This window comes from Caldalkalibacillus mannanilyticus JCM 10596 (assembly GCF_000615945.1).
In the GTDB taxonomy this organism is placed as follows: domain Bacteria; phylum Bacillota; class Bacilli; order Caldalkalibacillales; family JCM-10596; genus Bacillus_AT; species Bacillus_AT mannanilyticus.
The window spans coordinates 49,269-63,486 of the sequence record NZ_BAMO01000023.1 but is presented as its reverse complement, the minus strand read 5'-3'; the positions used below and the strand labels follow the sequence as shown (position 1 = coordinate 63,486).

At 39.8% G+C, this 14,218-nt stretch carries 13 protein-coding genes and 3 pseudogenes; 3 read left to right on the top strand and 13 right to left on the bottom strand.

All coding sequences use genetic code 11. The annotated features are described in order from the left end of the window. Positions 1-128: 128 nt before the first annotated feature. From dnaB to ychF, 11 genes and pseudogenes are all read right to left on the bottom strand, one after another. Complete coding sequence (dnaB, locus tag JCM10596_RS13255) at positions 129-1,490, bottom strand: replicative DNA helicase (protein ID WP_025027547.1); 1,362 nt, start codon at positions 1,488-1,490, stop codon at positions 129-131. Then, positions 1,487-1,930 carry a 50S ribosomal protein L9 gene (gene rplI, locus JCM10596_RS13250; protein ID WP_025027546.1) on the bottom strand — a complete coding sequence of 148 codons (444 nt, stop codon included), beginning with the start codon at positions 1,928-1,930 and terminating at the stop codon, positions 1,487-1,489. Before rplI ends, dnaB begins: the two co-directional genes overlap by 4 nt. Then, positions 1,927-3,900, bottom strand: coding sequence for a DHH family phosphoesterase (locus tag JCM10596_RS13245; RefSeq protein WP_025027545.1), 1,974 nt, complete (start codon positions 3,898-3,900; stop codon positions 1,927-1,929). Before JCM10596_RS13245 ends, rplI begins: the two co-directional genes overlap by 4 nt. 21 nt (positions 3,901-3,921) lie before the next feature. Continuing rightward, positions 3,922-4,881 carry a YybS family protein gene (locus JCM10596_RS13240; RefSeq protein ID WP_025027544.1) on the bottom strand — a complete coding sequence of 320 codons (960 nt, stop codon included), beginning with the start codon at positions 4,879-4,881 and terminating at the stop codon, positions 3,922-3,924. A 204-nt stretch (positions 4,882-5,085) separates the two neighbouring features. After that, a pseudogene (ald, locus tag JCM10596_RS25475) lies at positions 5,086-6,216 on the bottom strand (alanine dehydrogenase). Between the two features lie 116 nt (positions 6,217-6,332). Next, positions 6,333-7,067, bottom strand: a complete 735-nt coding sequence (locus tag JCM10596_RS30295) for a PucR family transcriptional regulator (protein WP_234410505.1) — start codon at positions 7,065-7,067, stop codon at positions 6,333-6,335. 131 nt (positions 7,068-7,198) lie between these two features. Continuing rightward, positions 7,199-7,570 carry a hypothetical protein gene (locus tag JCM10596_RS30290; protein WP_234410504.1) on the bottom strand — a complete coding sequence of 124 codons (372 nt, stop codon included), beginning with the start codon at positions 7,568-7,570 and terminating at the stop codon, positions 7,199-7,201. An 89-nt stretch (positions 7,571-7,659) separates the two neighbouring features. Beyond that, on the bottom strand, positions 7,660-7,905 hold the full coding sequence (gene rpsR, locus JCM10596_RS13225; RefSeq protein WP_025027543.1) for a 30S ribosomal protein S18: 246 nt from the start codon (positions 7,903-7,905) through the stop codon (positions 7,660-7,662). Positions 7,906-7,939: 34 nt separating this feature from the next. Beyond that, positions 7,940-8,422 carry a single-stranded DNA-binding protein gene (gene ssb / locus JCM10596_RS13220; RefSeq protein ID WP_025027542.1) on the bottom strand — a complete coding sequence of 161 codons (483 nt, stop codon included), beginning with the start codon at positions 8,420-8,422 and terminating at the stop codon, positions 7,940-7,942. A gap of 20 nt (positions 8,423-8,442) precedes the next feature. Beyond that, on the bottom strand, positions 8,443-8,730 hold the full coding sequence (gene rpsF / locus JCM10596_RS13215) for a 30S ribosomal protein S6 (protein ID WP_025027541.1): 288 nt from the start codon (positions 8,728-8,730) through the stop codon (positions 8,443-8,445). Positions 8,731-8,909: 179 nt separating this feature from the next. Next, positions 8,910-10,009 (bottom strand): annotated as a pseudogene (gene ychF, locus JCM10596_RS25465) (redox-regulated ATPase YchF). Between the two features lie 313 nt (positions 10,010-10,322). Between ychF and JCM10596_RS25460 the strand changes: the two are divergent. Continuing rightward, positions 10,323-10,621: pseudogene (locus tag JCM10596_RS25460) on the top strand (DUF2089 family protein). Further along, complete coding sequence (locus tag JCM10596_RS13200) at positions 10,621-10,905, top strand: hypothetical protein (RefSeq protein WP_051541311.1); 285 nt, start codon at positions 10,621-10,623, stop codon at positions 10,903-10,905. Before JCM10596_RS25460 ends, JCM10596_RS13200 begins: the two are co-directional and overlap by 1 nt. On the opposite strand, the gene JCM10596_RS27940 is transcribed toward JCM10596_RS13200, so the two are convergent. Beyond that, on the bottom strand, positions 10,897-11,553 hold the full coding sequence (locus JCM10596_RS27940; RefSeq protein WP_025027539.1) for a hypothetical protein: 657 nt from the start codon (positions 11,551-11,553) through the stop codon (positions 10,897-10,899). The genes JCM10596_RS13200 and JCM10596_RS27940 overlap by 9 nt on opposite strands. A gap of 234 nt (positions 11,554-11,787) precedes the next feature. On the opposite strand from JCM10596_RS27940, the gene JCM10596_RS13190 reads away from it, so the two are divergent. Continuing rightward, positions 11,788-12,795, top strand: coding sequence for a DUF3231 family protein (locus JCM10596_RS13190; RefSeq protein ID WP_234410503.1), 1,008 nt, complete (start codon positions 11,788-11,790; stop codon positions 12,793-12,795). Between the two features lie 662 nt (positions 12,796-13,457). Here the strand turns inward: JCM10596_RS13190 and JCM10596_RS13180 are convergent. Then, positions 13,458-14,183 carry a metal-dependent hydrolase gene (locus tag JCM10596_RS13180; RefSeq protein WP_025027536.1) on the bottom strand — a complete coding sequence of 242 codons (726 nt, stop codon included), beginning with the start codon at positions 14,181-14,183 and terminating at the stop codon, positions 13,458-13,460. Positions 14,184-14,218: the final 35 nt, after the last annotated feature.

Here is a 14,218-nt window from a genome sequence, read left to right as displayed (position 1 = left end):
GAACATTCTCTTCTAACTCATCTATTTTTGTTCGTCATTCGAAGGACACAAAAGAAAAAAATAAACAAATAATAGACCTATACAAGGTATTATTTGTTTATTTTCTCAAAAGCATGTACGATTCTTTTTTATGCTCCCATAGATGGTGGAGCCTCGCGCTGTGCTTCTCTGCTTAAGTTAACGAATTTGTTATATTCCTTCAAGAAGGCAAGCTCAACCTTTCCTACAGGTCCGTTACGCTGTTTGGCTATCAGGATTTCGATGACATTCTTATTCTCTGACTCATGGTCATAGTAATCGTCTCGGTAGAGGAAGGCGACAATATCCGCATCCTGCTCAATCGACCCTGATTCACGCAAATCGGAAAGCATCGGTCTTTTATCCTGACGCTGCTCTACAGCACGACTAAGCTGGGATAACGCGATAACGGTACAATCCAACTCTCTGGCAATTCCCTTTAATGTACGGGAAATGGCGGAAATCTCCTGCTGTCGATTCTCTTTTCCCGAGCCTTGGATCAGTTGAAGGTAGTCGATCAGAATAATCCCCAGTCCATGCTCTGCTTTGAGCCGGCGACATTTGGAACGGATTTGGCTCACTGTAATTCCCGGCGTATCATCGATAAAAATACTTGCCTTCGAAAGGGTGGCAATCGCCATGGTCAGCTTGTCCCAATCAGGCTCTTGAAAGGTTCCTGTACGCATTCGGTTGGCATCAATGTTTCCTTCGGCACACAGCATACGCTGGACAAGCTGTGGAGCCGACATCTCCAAAGAAAAGATAGCCACGGTTTCCCCTGCTCTTGCCGCTACATTCTGTGCCACATTTAGAGCAAAGGCTGTTTTACCAACAGAAGGTCGTGCAGCAAGAATAATCAGGTCCGAGCGCTGAAAGCCAGAGGTCATCTTGTCCAAATCACGATAGCCAGATGGAATCCCTGTCATCTCACTTGTACTGTTGTGGAGAGTTTCAATTCTTTCATACGTTTCCACCAGCACGTCTTTGATCGCGATAAAACCATCATTGGTTCTTTTCCCCGAGATATCCAGGATACTGCGTTCTGCTTGGTTCAGGATGTCTTGAACTTCATCCTGAGCAGCATAGCCGCTGCTGACAATCTGGGTGGCTGTTTTGATTAAGCGTCTTAAAATCGCTTTTTCTTCTACCATTAAGGCATAGTATTCTACATTAGCAGAAGTCGGGACAGAGTTTGCCAGATCACTTAAATAGCTGACTCCGCCTACCTCATCCAGCCATTTGCGATCATGAAGCTCCGAGGTCACCGTGATTAAATCGACCGGCTGATCCGCATCATTTAATTCAACCATCACCTCAAAGATTCGCTGATGGGCTGTACGATAAAAATCTTCTACTCTGATCAATTCTGTTGCTTTGAATAAGGCTTCTATATCAAGAAAAATAGATCCTAGAACCGCTTGCTCTGCTTCTATATTCTGTGGTGGTGTACGGTCTAAGAATAATTCACTCATTCTTCAATCACTTGTACCTTAAGCGTAGCTGTCACTTCGGGGTGAAGCTTAACAGGTACATTAGTAACTCCAATGGTACGAATCGGCTCATTCATCACGATTTTGCGTTTATCAATTGAATATTTCTTACGCGCTAAGGCTTCTGCCACCTGCTTATTGGTTACCGCTCCGAATAAGCGACCGCCTTCCCCCGCCTTCGCCTTGATTTGAACCGTTTCCTTCTCAAGCTTGGCAGCTAATTCACGAGCTTGCTCCACTTCTTCCTGATGCTTCTTTTCCTTGCTTTTTTCTTTCATTTTATGACTCGTTAGGTTCGATTCACTTGCTTCTACTGCTAATTTTTTTGGAGCTAAAAAGTTACGGAAATACCCCTCAGCAACCTCTTTTACTTCCCCTTTTTTCCCGACTCCTTTAACGTCCTTTTGAAATATCACTTTCATGACTTCACTCCCCCTCGAAAATAATCATCAATGACTTCTTTTAACCACTCGATAACCTCATCCAGTGACTTTCCTTCTATTTGAGTGGCTGCATTGGTCAAATGACCTCCACCTTCTAATTTCTCCATAATCATTTGCACATTGATCTCCCCTAAGGAACGTGCACTTATTGTAATTATACCATCTGGGCGCTGACTGAGGACAAAGGATGCAATGACCTGATTCATCGTGAGCAAGGTGTCTGCCGCTTGGGCTAATAAGACCTGACCATACTTTTCATCCATTTCCCCTATGGAGATGGCAATTTTTTCAGCGTAGATTTCTGCATTCGCCACGATTTTCGCCCTTTTGATAAACTGATCCATATCTTCTTTTAATATTTTTTGCACTAGACTCGTATCTGCTCCATGATGTCGTAAGTAAGAAGCCGCATCAAAGGTTCTTGAACCCGTTCGAAAAGCAAAGCTTTTGGTATCAACCACGATCCCTGCCAGCATAGCTGTCGCTTCTATCGAGGTCATCTTTAAATCCGTGCTCTGATACTCCAGTAATTCTGTGACGAGCTCACTCGTTGATGAAGCATACGGCTCCATATAGACAAGGAGAGGCTCTGTGACAAACTCCTCTCCACGGCGATGATGATCGATCACCACTCGGCGTGAAATACTGTCCAGTACTTTCCCTTCCATGACAAGAGAGGGACGATGAACATCGACAATAACTAGCAAGCTCTTTTCTGTTTTCAGCTCTAAGGCTTCAGAGGATGGTATAAAATGTTTATACAGGTCCTCACTTTTCTTTATTTCTTGCATAAGTTTATGAATTCCTGCTGTTTGTTGGTTCGTATCCAGAAGAATATATCCTGTCTTCTGGTTAACGTGAACGGCTTTCAGTACTCCAATTGCCGCTCCTATGGAATCCATATCAGGATCTCGATGTCCCATAATGAAGACCTGATCACTTTCTCTGATCAAATCTCTGAGAGCATGAGAGATCACTCGGGCTCTTACACGCGTTCTTTTCTCAATGGCACTAGATTTCCCACCATAAAAGGTAATCTTCCCTGTCCCTCTTTTGACCGCTGCCTGATCTCCCCCTCTTCCCAACGCAATATCTAAGCTAGATTGGGAAAGCTGACCTAATTCTAGCAGGTTTTCCGTACCCGCTCCCACACCAATACTTAGTGTGACTGGAATCTTATTCTGACTGGTGAGCTCACGAATCGTATCCAGAATCTCAAACTTATTTTCTTCTAGCTGACGCAAGGAATGCTCATTCATGATTCCAAAAAATTTATCAGAGTTCGTTCTCTTGATATAGATTCCTAGTTCCTGTGTCCAATTGTTCAGAGCTCGGCTCACTTCACTCATCATTAGAGCTCTGCGCTGTTCATCCAAGCCTTGGGTTACTTCATCTAAATTATCCAAATGAATGTGCAGAAAAACAACCTGCCCCTGTCGATGCTTGGTTTGCAGTTGATGATACTCTGTATGATCAAAAAGATAAAGCAACCTTTCCTCTGGCTGGCTAATCAGTTGGAGAACCAGGTTTTGATGACGGAATGTACCCTCTTGATTTCCCTCTATGATCCATTGTTCCAGCTTAGGGAGTACATCATTGATTTTCTTGCCACCCATGATTTCTTCTATCCCTAATTGATCAACCACATATCGATTATGCCATTGAACCTTATGCTCTTCATCATACAGAATAATCCCAAGGGGAAGATCAGAAATCACTTCTTCCCCTACTTTTTTAATTCGATAGGATAGGGTGGAAATATATTGCTCAATCTCAGCCTCAAAGGACTTTTCGGCTTTGTAATCGAGATAAACTAATAGAGCAACAATTAGCCAACCAATAAGCCCCCAGGTCCATTGATACCATGTTAATATGGAAAGCATGAGCACGGACAAACTATAGGAAGCAATTCGATGATACCCACGCAATCTTCTTAGGAATTCTGGCACACTCTCAGCCCCTTATTCCAATCATTTTTCTTTTGTCGTCTTGATTCGGCTTCGAAGACCAAAACCAAATTCGAAAATCCCGATCAGCCGAACGACCATCACCATAATCTGTGGAATGAACAAGGTCAGAATCACAGTAAGGATCGGAAGCATTTTTCCCATTCGTTTATGATATGAAAAATAAGCGATCACCGCTAACCCTTGCAGAAAGATGATAATCTCAAGAATGTACTGTAAGTTAAATAAAGTTGGGAACAGTGCCGTTCCTGGCTCCATAAAGCCGAACATTAATAATAATAAGGAAACTAAATAGTACCACAAGATAGATTTAGGAAAACGCCACTCACGAAATGGAGGAAGTGTATCCACTTCATAGCCCATTTTCCGTAGCACTCTCCATTGAATCATGTGGTGAAGTCCTGTCATGACAATGGCAGATGTAATCATGAGCGCTGGGAAAGCCGATGTTAAAATTTCTATATACTCTTTATATACCGTTACTTGGTTTTCATCAAGTGGAAGTTGTAAGAAACCACCTGCTGCCTGGTGCATTTCCATCATATTGTCTAAATTTGCTTGCATCATATCCGTTACATTAAAGTTGAAAACATAAACACTAATGATGAAGATCAGCAAATAATTAAATAAGTAGGTCAGCATCCCTGCCATAATCGGAGCAAGGGCTCCCTTCTTTTGCTGATAAAAATAGCCCATGACCATTCCCACACTTCCCGCAACTAAGGTGAATAGTCCTAAAATGGGGTTATAGATCATGGTAATAAACAAGGCTAATATCCCAACAAGCGCTGTAGATTTTAGCCCATGCTTATAGATATGCAGAATAAACGGAAACGGCAAAAACAAAAAGGCTACAATATTAACAATAGGGATAAGTAAGATAATAAGTAGTAACGTAAAGAAGAAAGCAAGTGTGATGAATCCTGCTAAAAAAGGATTTGAATTTGATTGATTTTGATCCATATTTGATCTACGCTCCATGTTAAAGATATCTAAATAATTATATAGGAACACGGGTCATATTGCAAAAAACAGAAAAAACCATAGATCGGTGCATCCTTTTGTCGACAGATACAACTGATCTATGATTTTTCCTTTATGTGATGCTTCGATTACATCCCATTTTCCCGTTTTTTCTCGGTAATTTCTCTAATTCCTAATGGTCATTTAGATCGTTGAAAGCTCTTTTCCTAGTGCACTCTCCACAGAGGCATACTCATACCCTAGATCTCTTGCCACACTTTCATACGTAACACTTCCTGCTGCTACGTTGACACCTAGCTTCAAGGCAGGGCTTTCTTGAATCGCTCTATAGACTCCTTTATTGGCAATCTCAAGAGCGTATGGTACGGTCACGTTCGTTAAAGCAATCGTTGAGGTTCTTGGTACTGCACCCGGCATGTTGGCAACGGCATAATGTAAAACCTCGTGTTTTTCATAGGTTGGTGCATCATGTGTGGTAATACGGTCTACCGTTTCAAAAATTCCACCTTGATCAATAGCCACATCCACAATCACAGATCCTGGCTTCATAACTTGAACCATTTCTTCGGTCACAAGCTTAGGCGCTTTGGCTCCAGCAATTAATACAGCTCCGATCACGAGATCCGATTCTGCCACAGCCTGAGCAATATTGAAAGGGTTAGACATGAGCGTTTGGATTTGTGCTCCAAAAATATCGTCAATTTGTCTTAGTCTTTCTGCACTAACATCAAGAATCGTCACATCTGCCAAGTCCCATGGCGATCTTCGCTGCATTCGTACCTACCACACCACCGCCAATAATCGCTACCTTTCCTTTTTGAACTCCAGGAACTCCTCCTAATAAAATTCCTTTTCCACCCTTAGGCTTCTCTAGGAATTGTGCTCCGATTTGAACAGCCATTCTACCTGCTACTTCACTCATTGGTGTTAATAGAGGAAGAGTACGATTCACCTGCACTGTTTCATAAGCAATAGCCAATACGCCACTGTCAACTAAAGCCTGAGTTAGAGCTTATCTGCCGCTAAATGTAAATAAGTAAAGAGAATCAAGCCTTCTCTAAAGTATCCATATTCGCTTGGGATCGGTTCTTTAACCTTCATAATCATATCTGCCTGAGCCCATACATCGGCTGCTAGTTCAATCATCTCTGCACCAGAAGACACATAGTCCTGATCGTTGAAACCGCTTCCAAATCCAGCTCCTTTTTCTACGATGACCTTGTGTCCAGCACGAACAAAAGATGCGACTCCTGCTGGTGTAATGGCAACACGATTTTCATTATTTTTTATCTCTTTAGGTACACCTATGATCATTTTGTAATCCCCCTCAATATAGTCTTATTATTAGTATAAAGTGGAAAGATGCTTGCTTCTATTGTCGAGAAAAAAGAAAAAGAGTAGTAGCATTTGTGTGTTTTACACAAATGTACCTACTCCTCATATTTCTCTGCCTTCATATCTAAGTATAGACTCACTTTTTGATCCATGCTTTTAAGATGAACACGGCTGATCTCTTCAATTCTCTTGAGACGATAATTGAGCGTGTTGATGTGAACGTGCAGCTTTTCCGCTGTTTCCTTCACATTACAATCAAGGGAGAGAAAAATCTCAAGGGTATGATATAAATGAGTCCCATTTTCCTGATCATATCTTCGTAAGGCTTGCAGATGAGGGTTACCCATATTTTCTCCCTTCTTTTTTTCATATAGCCATGGGAGATAAAGGTAAAACCCCATATCATGATAGTGATAGGTATGTTGTAATTCTATAGGAAACTTTCTCTTAAGCCTAAGAACCGTTAGCGCCTCTTGATAGCTTTTTTCAACCTTCGAATAGTCTCCCTTCATCAGGGAACCACAAGCGGATTCAATGGGAAAACTTTGGAATCGTTCCTCCATTTGTGTGGTAAACACCATCATAAACTCGGTTAATGACTCTTTAAATGTTGGATCATCGGAGGATGAGATAAGTAAGACAAGACGGCTGCGATCCGTAACATGGCTAATGATGCGAATTCTTTGTAGTGTTGTTAGGATGTATTGAATCTGTTTGTAGAGGTTATCATCGATTTTTTGATCAAATCGAAAAACCAACACCTGATAACACTCAGGCAGCTTAATATGTAGTTTTTCCGCTTTATCCTTAATGCTTGTATTTGACTTCATGTAGCCTGTGAGAAGCTGCCAGAAAAATTCCTGATGTCCTTGCTCTTCTTTTTGCTTATGTACCTGAAACTGGAGCAGCTTGGTTTTCGCCGCTTTTGCTGCTCTCTTTAATTGTTCAAATGCCTCTTGATCTAAGTGTTTATCGATCTCAAGAAGCCAGATATATCCGAGAATCTCTTCATTATTACGGATGGAAATAGCGATTCGATTCCCCAGCCTACATCATTAATCGGGCTAATTCGAATCGGATCATCACTCTCTAACAAACGAGGAATCACACCCTCTTGCCATAGGCTGTTAATCACTTTTTCTGGAACCCTGCGCCCAACTATGGTAGCCATTCGTGCTGGATCAATTCCCGGTTCATGAGAGCTGTATGCCAAAAGCCGATGATTGGCATCCTCAATCGTGACAGGACAGGTAAGAACCTCACTGATTTTATCAGCAAGGCTTTCCAAGTTCTCGAAAATCTGTTGGAAGGGTTCGTGCTCTCCTCGATTCATAAGGGATGTCTCCTTCACTCATAAAGTAAAAAAGGGACTAAAAAGACAGGAAACACTTAAAATCATGTATTCCCTGCCTGCATTTAGCTTTACGCTTCAGTTGTATATGGTAACAAAGCCATTTGGCGAGAACGCTTAATAGCTGTTGTTAATTTACGCTGATACTTTGCTGAAGTTCCAGTAACTCGACGAGGCAATATTTTACCGCGCTCACTAATGAACTTCTTTAAAAGATCGGTATTTTTGTAATCGATCGTTTTGATTTTGTTCACAGTAAAGTAACATACTTTACGGCGCTTTCCACCACGACCGCCTGGTCTTTTTCCACCTGCCATCGTAAATCCTCCCTTTGATTAAATTTTTACCATCCTAGAATGGTAAATCGTCATCCGAAATGTCAATTGGTTTGCCATCGTTCGCAAAGGGGTCATCATTAAATCGATTCTGATCATTGTAGCCTGTCCTTTGACTTGATCCTGATCCATAGGCTTGCTGCTGTTGTTGACCACCAGAACCTTGAGACGATTGTCCTTGTCCACCTGATTCTAAGAATCTCACATTATCTGCTACTACTTCAGAAACGTACACCTTTTTACCTTCATTATTTTCATAATTTCGGATCTGTAAGCGACCTTCTGCGGCTGTTAAACGGCCTTTTTTCAAATAGTTAGCACATGTTTCAGCTAAACCACGCCATGTTACTATATTAATAAAATCAGCTTCTCTCTCGCCCTGTTGGTTTGAATAGGGACGATCCACAGCCAATGTAAATGTAGTAACAGCCACTCCATTTGGAGTATAACGCAATTCAGGATCTCTTGTAAGACGGCCGATCAAAATAATTCGATTCATCTTAAACTCCCCTTCCGTTCCTACTCTTCTTCTCTAACAACGATATGACGGATCACATCTTCGCTAATTCTGAAAAGACGATCTAACTCAGAAACCACCGCAGGCTCAGCGTTAACATTCATTAACACATAATACCCTTCACGGAAATCATTGATTTCATAAGCCAAACGACGCTTGCCTATCTCTTTAAGGGTAACAATTTCGCCACCGCCATCAGTTGTTACGTTTTGGAAACGCTCAACTAAAGCTTTAGTAGCTGCTTCTTCAAGGGTAGGACGCACGATATACATTACTTCGTACTTGCGCATATATGTTCACCTCCTTTTGGACTAACGGTCCCTCTAAGGGACAAGGAGCAAGTAAAGGCACTTTCATAGTAAATATGACTACTTTTTTACTCGCATTGTAGTATTATAACAAATCTCGTTTTAAAAAACAATCACTTCATCTATTAAATCTATACATTGATTAAATACAGGACATGATTCTACACATTAAATCTGAAGTGCATTACATCTCCGTCACGCACCACATACTCTTTTCCTTCAAGGCGAAGAAGTCCTTTTTCCTTCGCTGCATTCATGGAACCTAATGCAACCAGATCATCATAATGTACAACCTCAGCGCGGATAAATCCTCTTTCAAAATCCGTATGAATCACACCAGCTGCTTGAGGTGCTTTTGTTCCTTTTTTAATAGTCCAAGCTCTAACCTCTTGCACGCCAGCCGTGAAATAAGTATATAATCCAAGCAGCTTGTACGCAGCTTTAATTAATTGATCAAGGCCAGACTCCTCGATTCCCAGCTCTTCAAGAAACATCGCCTTGTCCTCTCCATCAAGCTCGGCAATCTCAGACTCTACTTTGGCGCTGATAACCACAACCTCAGAGCCTTCTTTCGCCGCAAATTCTCTCACCTTCTGGACATACTCATTCCCTGCTTGATCTTGGATCTCATCCTCACTTACATTCGCCACATACAATACAGGCTTAATGGTTAGAAGATGAAAATCTCTGACGATCAGCCTTTCATCATCGGTTAGCTCCACCGCACGTGCAGGCTGTTCATTTTCGAAGGCTTCTTTTAAACGCCCCAAGAGATCATATTCCTGTTGCGCTTTTTTCTCCCCAGACTTTAAGGTCTTCTTCACTCGATCCATTCTTTTTTCAACAGATTCTAAATCGGATAGGATCAGCTCTAGGTTAATTGTTTCGATATCTCCAATCGGATCTACCTTCCAGACACGTGGGTAATATTTTCATCCACAAAACAGCGCACCACATGGGCAATTGCATCTACTTCACGAATGTTCGCTAAGAATTTATTTCCTAGTCCCTCCCCACGGCTTGCTCCCTTCACAAGTCCCGCAATATCCACGAATTCAAAAGCAGTCGGAACAACCTTATTCGGTACAACGATTTCTGTTAATTTCACTAATCTCTCATCAGGTACTTCTACGACTCCTACGTTCGGATCAATCGTGCAAAACGGGTAATTGGCTGATTCCGCTCCCGCTTGAGTTATTGCATTAAAAAGAGTTGATTTCCCTACATTGGGTAAACCAACAATGCCACATGACATGCCCATATATATCGACTCCTTATGCTTCTATGCTATGTATATCACCCCATAGTATATATTTTCTGGCTGGATTAAGCAATTTACTAAAGTAAAATTATTATATGGATATAAAACTTCAAAATAATTATTCTATCTGTTATGGATACTTTGTCTTTATCTGTATAGCAAAAAGTATAACTATTATTTTTTTCAAAGTTGCACACCTTCTTTTTTTAGATATTTATTTAAAATTAATCAATAAAATTTTTAATAAAAATAAAAAAACTTTAATTTTATTTAATTGTATGATATTGTAAATATGCCTGAGGAGGTGAAACATTTGGATAAAGGAGGCATTCCTTCGTGGATATTATCCCTGGATTCTGAAGATATTGAGTTTATAAGGAAGTTCGTATTGAATTCTGGATCTTTAAAAAAGCTGGCTACATGCTATGACGTTTCTTATCCTACTGTGCGTACAAGGCTAGATAGATTAATTCAAAAGATAGAAATAAATGAAGAACAGGAAAAAGAAAATTTAATTAGTTTTATTAACAACTAGCTATTGAGGAACGTATCAGCTTAGAAGATGCACGGCTTCTCATTGAAAAATACAAATTGGAAAGGAAGGAAATATAGTGTCTGAATATACGATGTTTTTAAGTGTTGTAGCAATGTGTGCCATGCAGCACTTTATGTCTAGAAGAAATAATAGATTATGGGGAGGCATAGTTCCAATCATTTTCGTAGCAGTAATGACATGGCTATATATAACAGGTGGAATTGAGCATGTAATCAAATATATTGTACTGCTTATAGTTGGATTACTACTTTTGCTAGGTGAATGGTCAAGAGGGCAAAAATCCCTTCGCAAACAAAGAGAAGAAGAGTTAATTAAGATGAAAGCACAAGATTTAAAATAGAACTTCATTTTCGTTTCCAATATATATATTTGCCGCATTTCCACTTTTCTGAGTCCATATATCAAAAACCTCATGAGATGTTAGATCATAGTATTTTACGACTCCTACAGGTGAATGTCCAAATCCACTCCCATTAGCTATGAAATAAAAACCACCACGATCCAGAGAGTATACAGGCTTCCTGATCCTCGGATATTCTTTGGATTCTTCTAAGATAATATCCAGATTTTGAGTTCTAATATCTACTTCCGCGATTTTGGAGGGTGTATTATCAAGTTCTTCCTTTATTGATCTAGTTACAACTAGTAGCTGACCCGTTCTCTCATTAAAATCAAACTCAACTACGGATGTGTCTTTATCTTGTTCATTCCATACACTTAGGGTCTCATGCTCCAAATCATATGTTGCCATATGAAAGTTTTGATCACTTTCTTGAACTAGTACCCTCATATAAATATTGTTTTTTGTTTCATCATATTGTAAGAAGTCTACATAACTAAGCTCTTTTGTTAGTTGAGTGATAGCATTCGCCCGAAGATCTTTTTTAAATAATTGTACACCATCATTTTCAGTTCTAGCTGTAAAGTAAACTACTTGTTTATTTTTTGAGTAAGCAGTAGATGGATAATTGTCTAGAGCTTTCTTCATGAGGATCGTTTCCTTATTTAAAGTTAGATCATATTGGAGTAAAGTATGGGTATTCTCTTTGTCAACAAAGTCTATGTACATGTACCGAGATGAAAAGCTTGTTACTTCTTGAGGGCTACCTTCATCTAATGAAGCAAAGAAATACAGCGAGCATAAGGATAGTTTTTAACTTTCTGTAAAAACTACACTTACCAAGTACTACAAAAAAAGAAATTTTTTACGGAGGGAGCGTAGATGATGAGTGCAGAGCATCGTCCTAAGCTAACATCAGCAGAGATGGCTAATCTTTGGACCTCTTATCAGAATGATACTGCGGCGATTTGTGTCTTTCATCATTTTTTAGCTACAGTAGAAGATAAAGAAACTCGTGAGATTTTGGAATATGCCCTACATCTTTCTCAACAACATGTCAAAACCTTAAAAGAAATAATGGAAGGAGATCACTTCCCAATTCCACTCGGGTTTTCAGAACAAGATGTGAATGTATCGGCTCCTCGTTTGTTTTCAGACGAGTTTTATCTATCATATATGAAAAATTTGGCTCAGATTGGTGTGAGCTCTAACTCAATGGCTCAGTCAAACTCATCTAGGTCTGATATTCGTAAGTTTTATACTAAATGTAGCTATTCATCGGCTGAACTTCTAAATAAGATTGTTTCTTTATTGCAGCGTAAAGGAATATATATTAGACCCCCTTACATTCCTGTACCCACCCAAGTAGAGTTTGTCCATAAGCAAAGCTTTCTCACTGGCTGGTTTGGAGATAGACGCCCGTTAAATACGGTTGAAATTATGAATCTTTTCTTTAATCTACAGAGAAATGCCATAGGAAATTCTTTATTCATGGGATTTGCACAGGTGGCAAAATCAGATGAAATCCAAAGTTATTTTCAGAGAGGGAAGGAAATAGCAATCAAACACATGGAGATATTCTCCTCCATCCTAAAAGAAGATGATCTTCCAGCCGCTCAAACTTGGGATACAGAAGTTTCTAGCTCGACCATTTCCCCATTTTCCGATAAACTGATGATGTTCCATGCACTTTCATTAAACTCCACTGGAATAGGGTATTATGGAATTAGTATGGGCACCAGCCAAAGACGTGATTTGGGCATGATGTACGCTCGTCTTATGACTGAGGTTACTCAGTATGCAGAGGATGGTGCTAATATTATGATTAATCATTCATGGCTGGAGCAACCCCCTACCGCTCCGGATCGAGCTGCTTTAGTTAAGAATTAACATCATATAGAAAAACCATACAGAAGCGAGCCTCGATGAGCCGAGCTTTTGTATGGTTTATTTTTTTGATAAAATGAGGTCTTTTTGTATTATATTGCTATTTTGTCAAAAGATATTTACAATTAAACTTGAGCCTTACGACTCAATGGAACTAAGGCAAAAATTATTCTTCGAAAATTGAGTTAGTAATATTATATAATTAGCTTCATAATAATACCATTCTGTTTAAAGAAGGGATAAAAGAATGAACAAAATAATGTTAAGTGTGATTAACATGATTACTGGTCTATTTGTTGTTATCTCTAGTATTCTTGGTTACGGTTTTAGTGGAATCGGAGAAGGATCCACTAATGACTTTAGAGTACTTATTTGGTTGTTAGTTTGGGTAGTAGGATTAGTGTTACAATTCAAATTAAAAACTAGAGTACTAGGATTAATCATTACTTTCATACCCGTTATTTATTTTCTTTACCTTTATATCTCTGCTGTAATGATGTAATATTCAAGAATAAATTAGCTACATACAGAAACCAACAGGCTTACAAAAGAGTAATGATAGACTTACCTACTATATCACCAAACTCCAAGACCTCATGACTAAGAATACAGACATCTTGCCAGTACGGCATTTCTATTATTGGCAGAACTCCTGTTATTCCTCATTATTTAACCCAGATCCATAGGACAACCGCTACAGAATAGCCCCCTAATAGATACTTTTCTAGATGCTTACTCCAGCGGCTTCCCACTCTCATAAGCGGTATTCGTAAAGGTTTCTTATATAATGGCCATAACCAACGGATTCCGCCCTCTGTTAAGCTGTCTGTCAGTAAGTGAGAAAGATAGCCTGCTACGGTTACCCACATTAAACCTTCAATTCCTAGCTGTTGCTCGATTCCCCAGCCAATCCCTGCCCATATCCCTAATGACCATAGTGTATGGGTAAATCCACGATGAGGAAGCCATGGAGCGATCGCCACATATCCTCCTACTATACTTAGCCACCACATCTCCCTAGAGAAACCTATTAATAGAAAACCAATTCCTATTACCAAAAGGATGATTCGACGAATCTTCGTTCTTTTCAAGTAGGAACCTGCAAAAACAACAGCTATACCGATATACAGGTAAGCTAAGTGCCCCATCATAAAATGATAGCCGATCAATAAAAAACCTATACATAAAATAAGCATACGAATCTTATCTGCAAAAGGAGCCATCCTCGTACTTAGTAACGATTTTGCTTCGTCCAGATCAGGAGCTAAAGAAGCAATAGCTGAGATTCCTATAGCAACTGCAATATGTTCAATAGGCGCTGTTGGGTTTTGGGTTAAATAAACACCCAGACCTGTCATCACACCAAATCCTAGATGTGTTTTTCCTGTCATACTCCACCTCTTTTACTTTACACTGTTAAAAATTT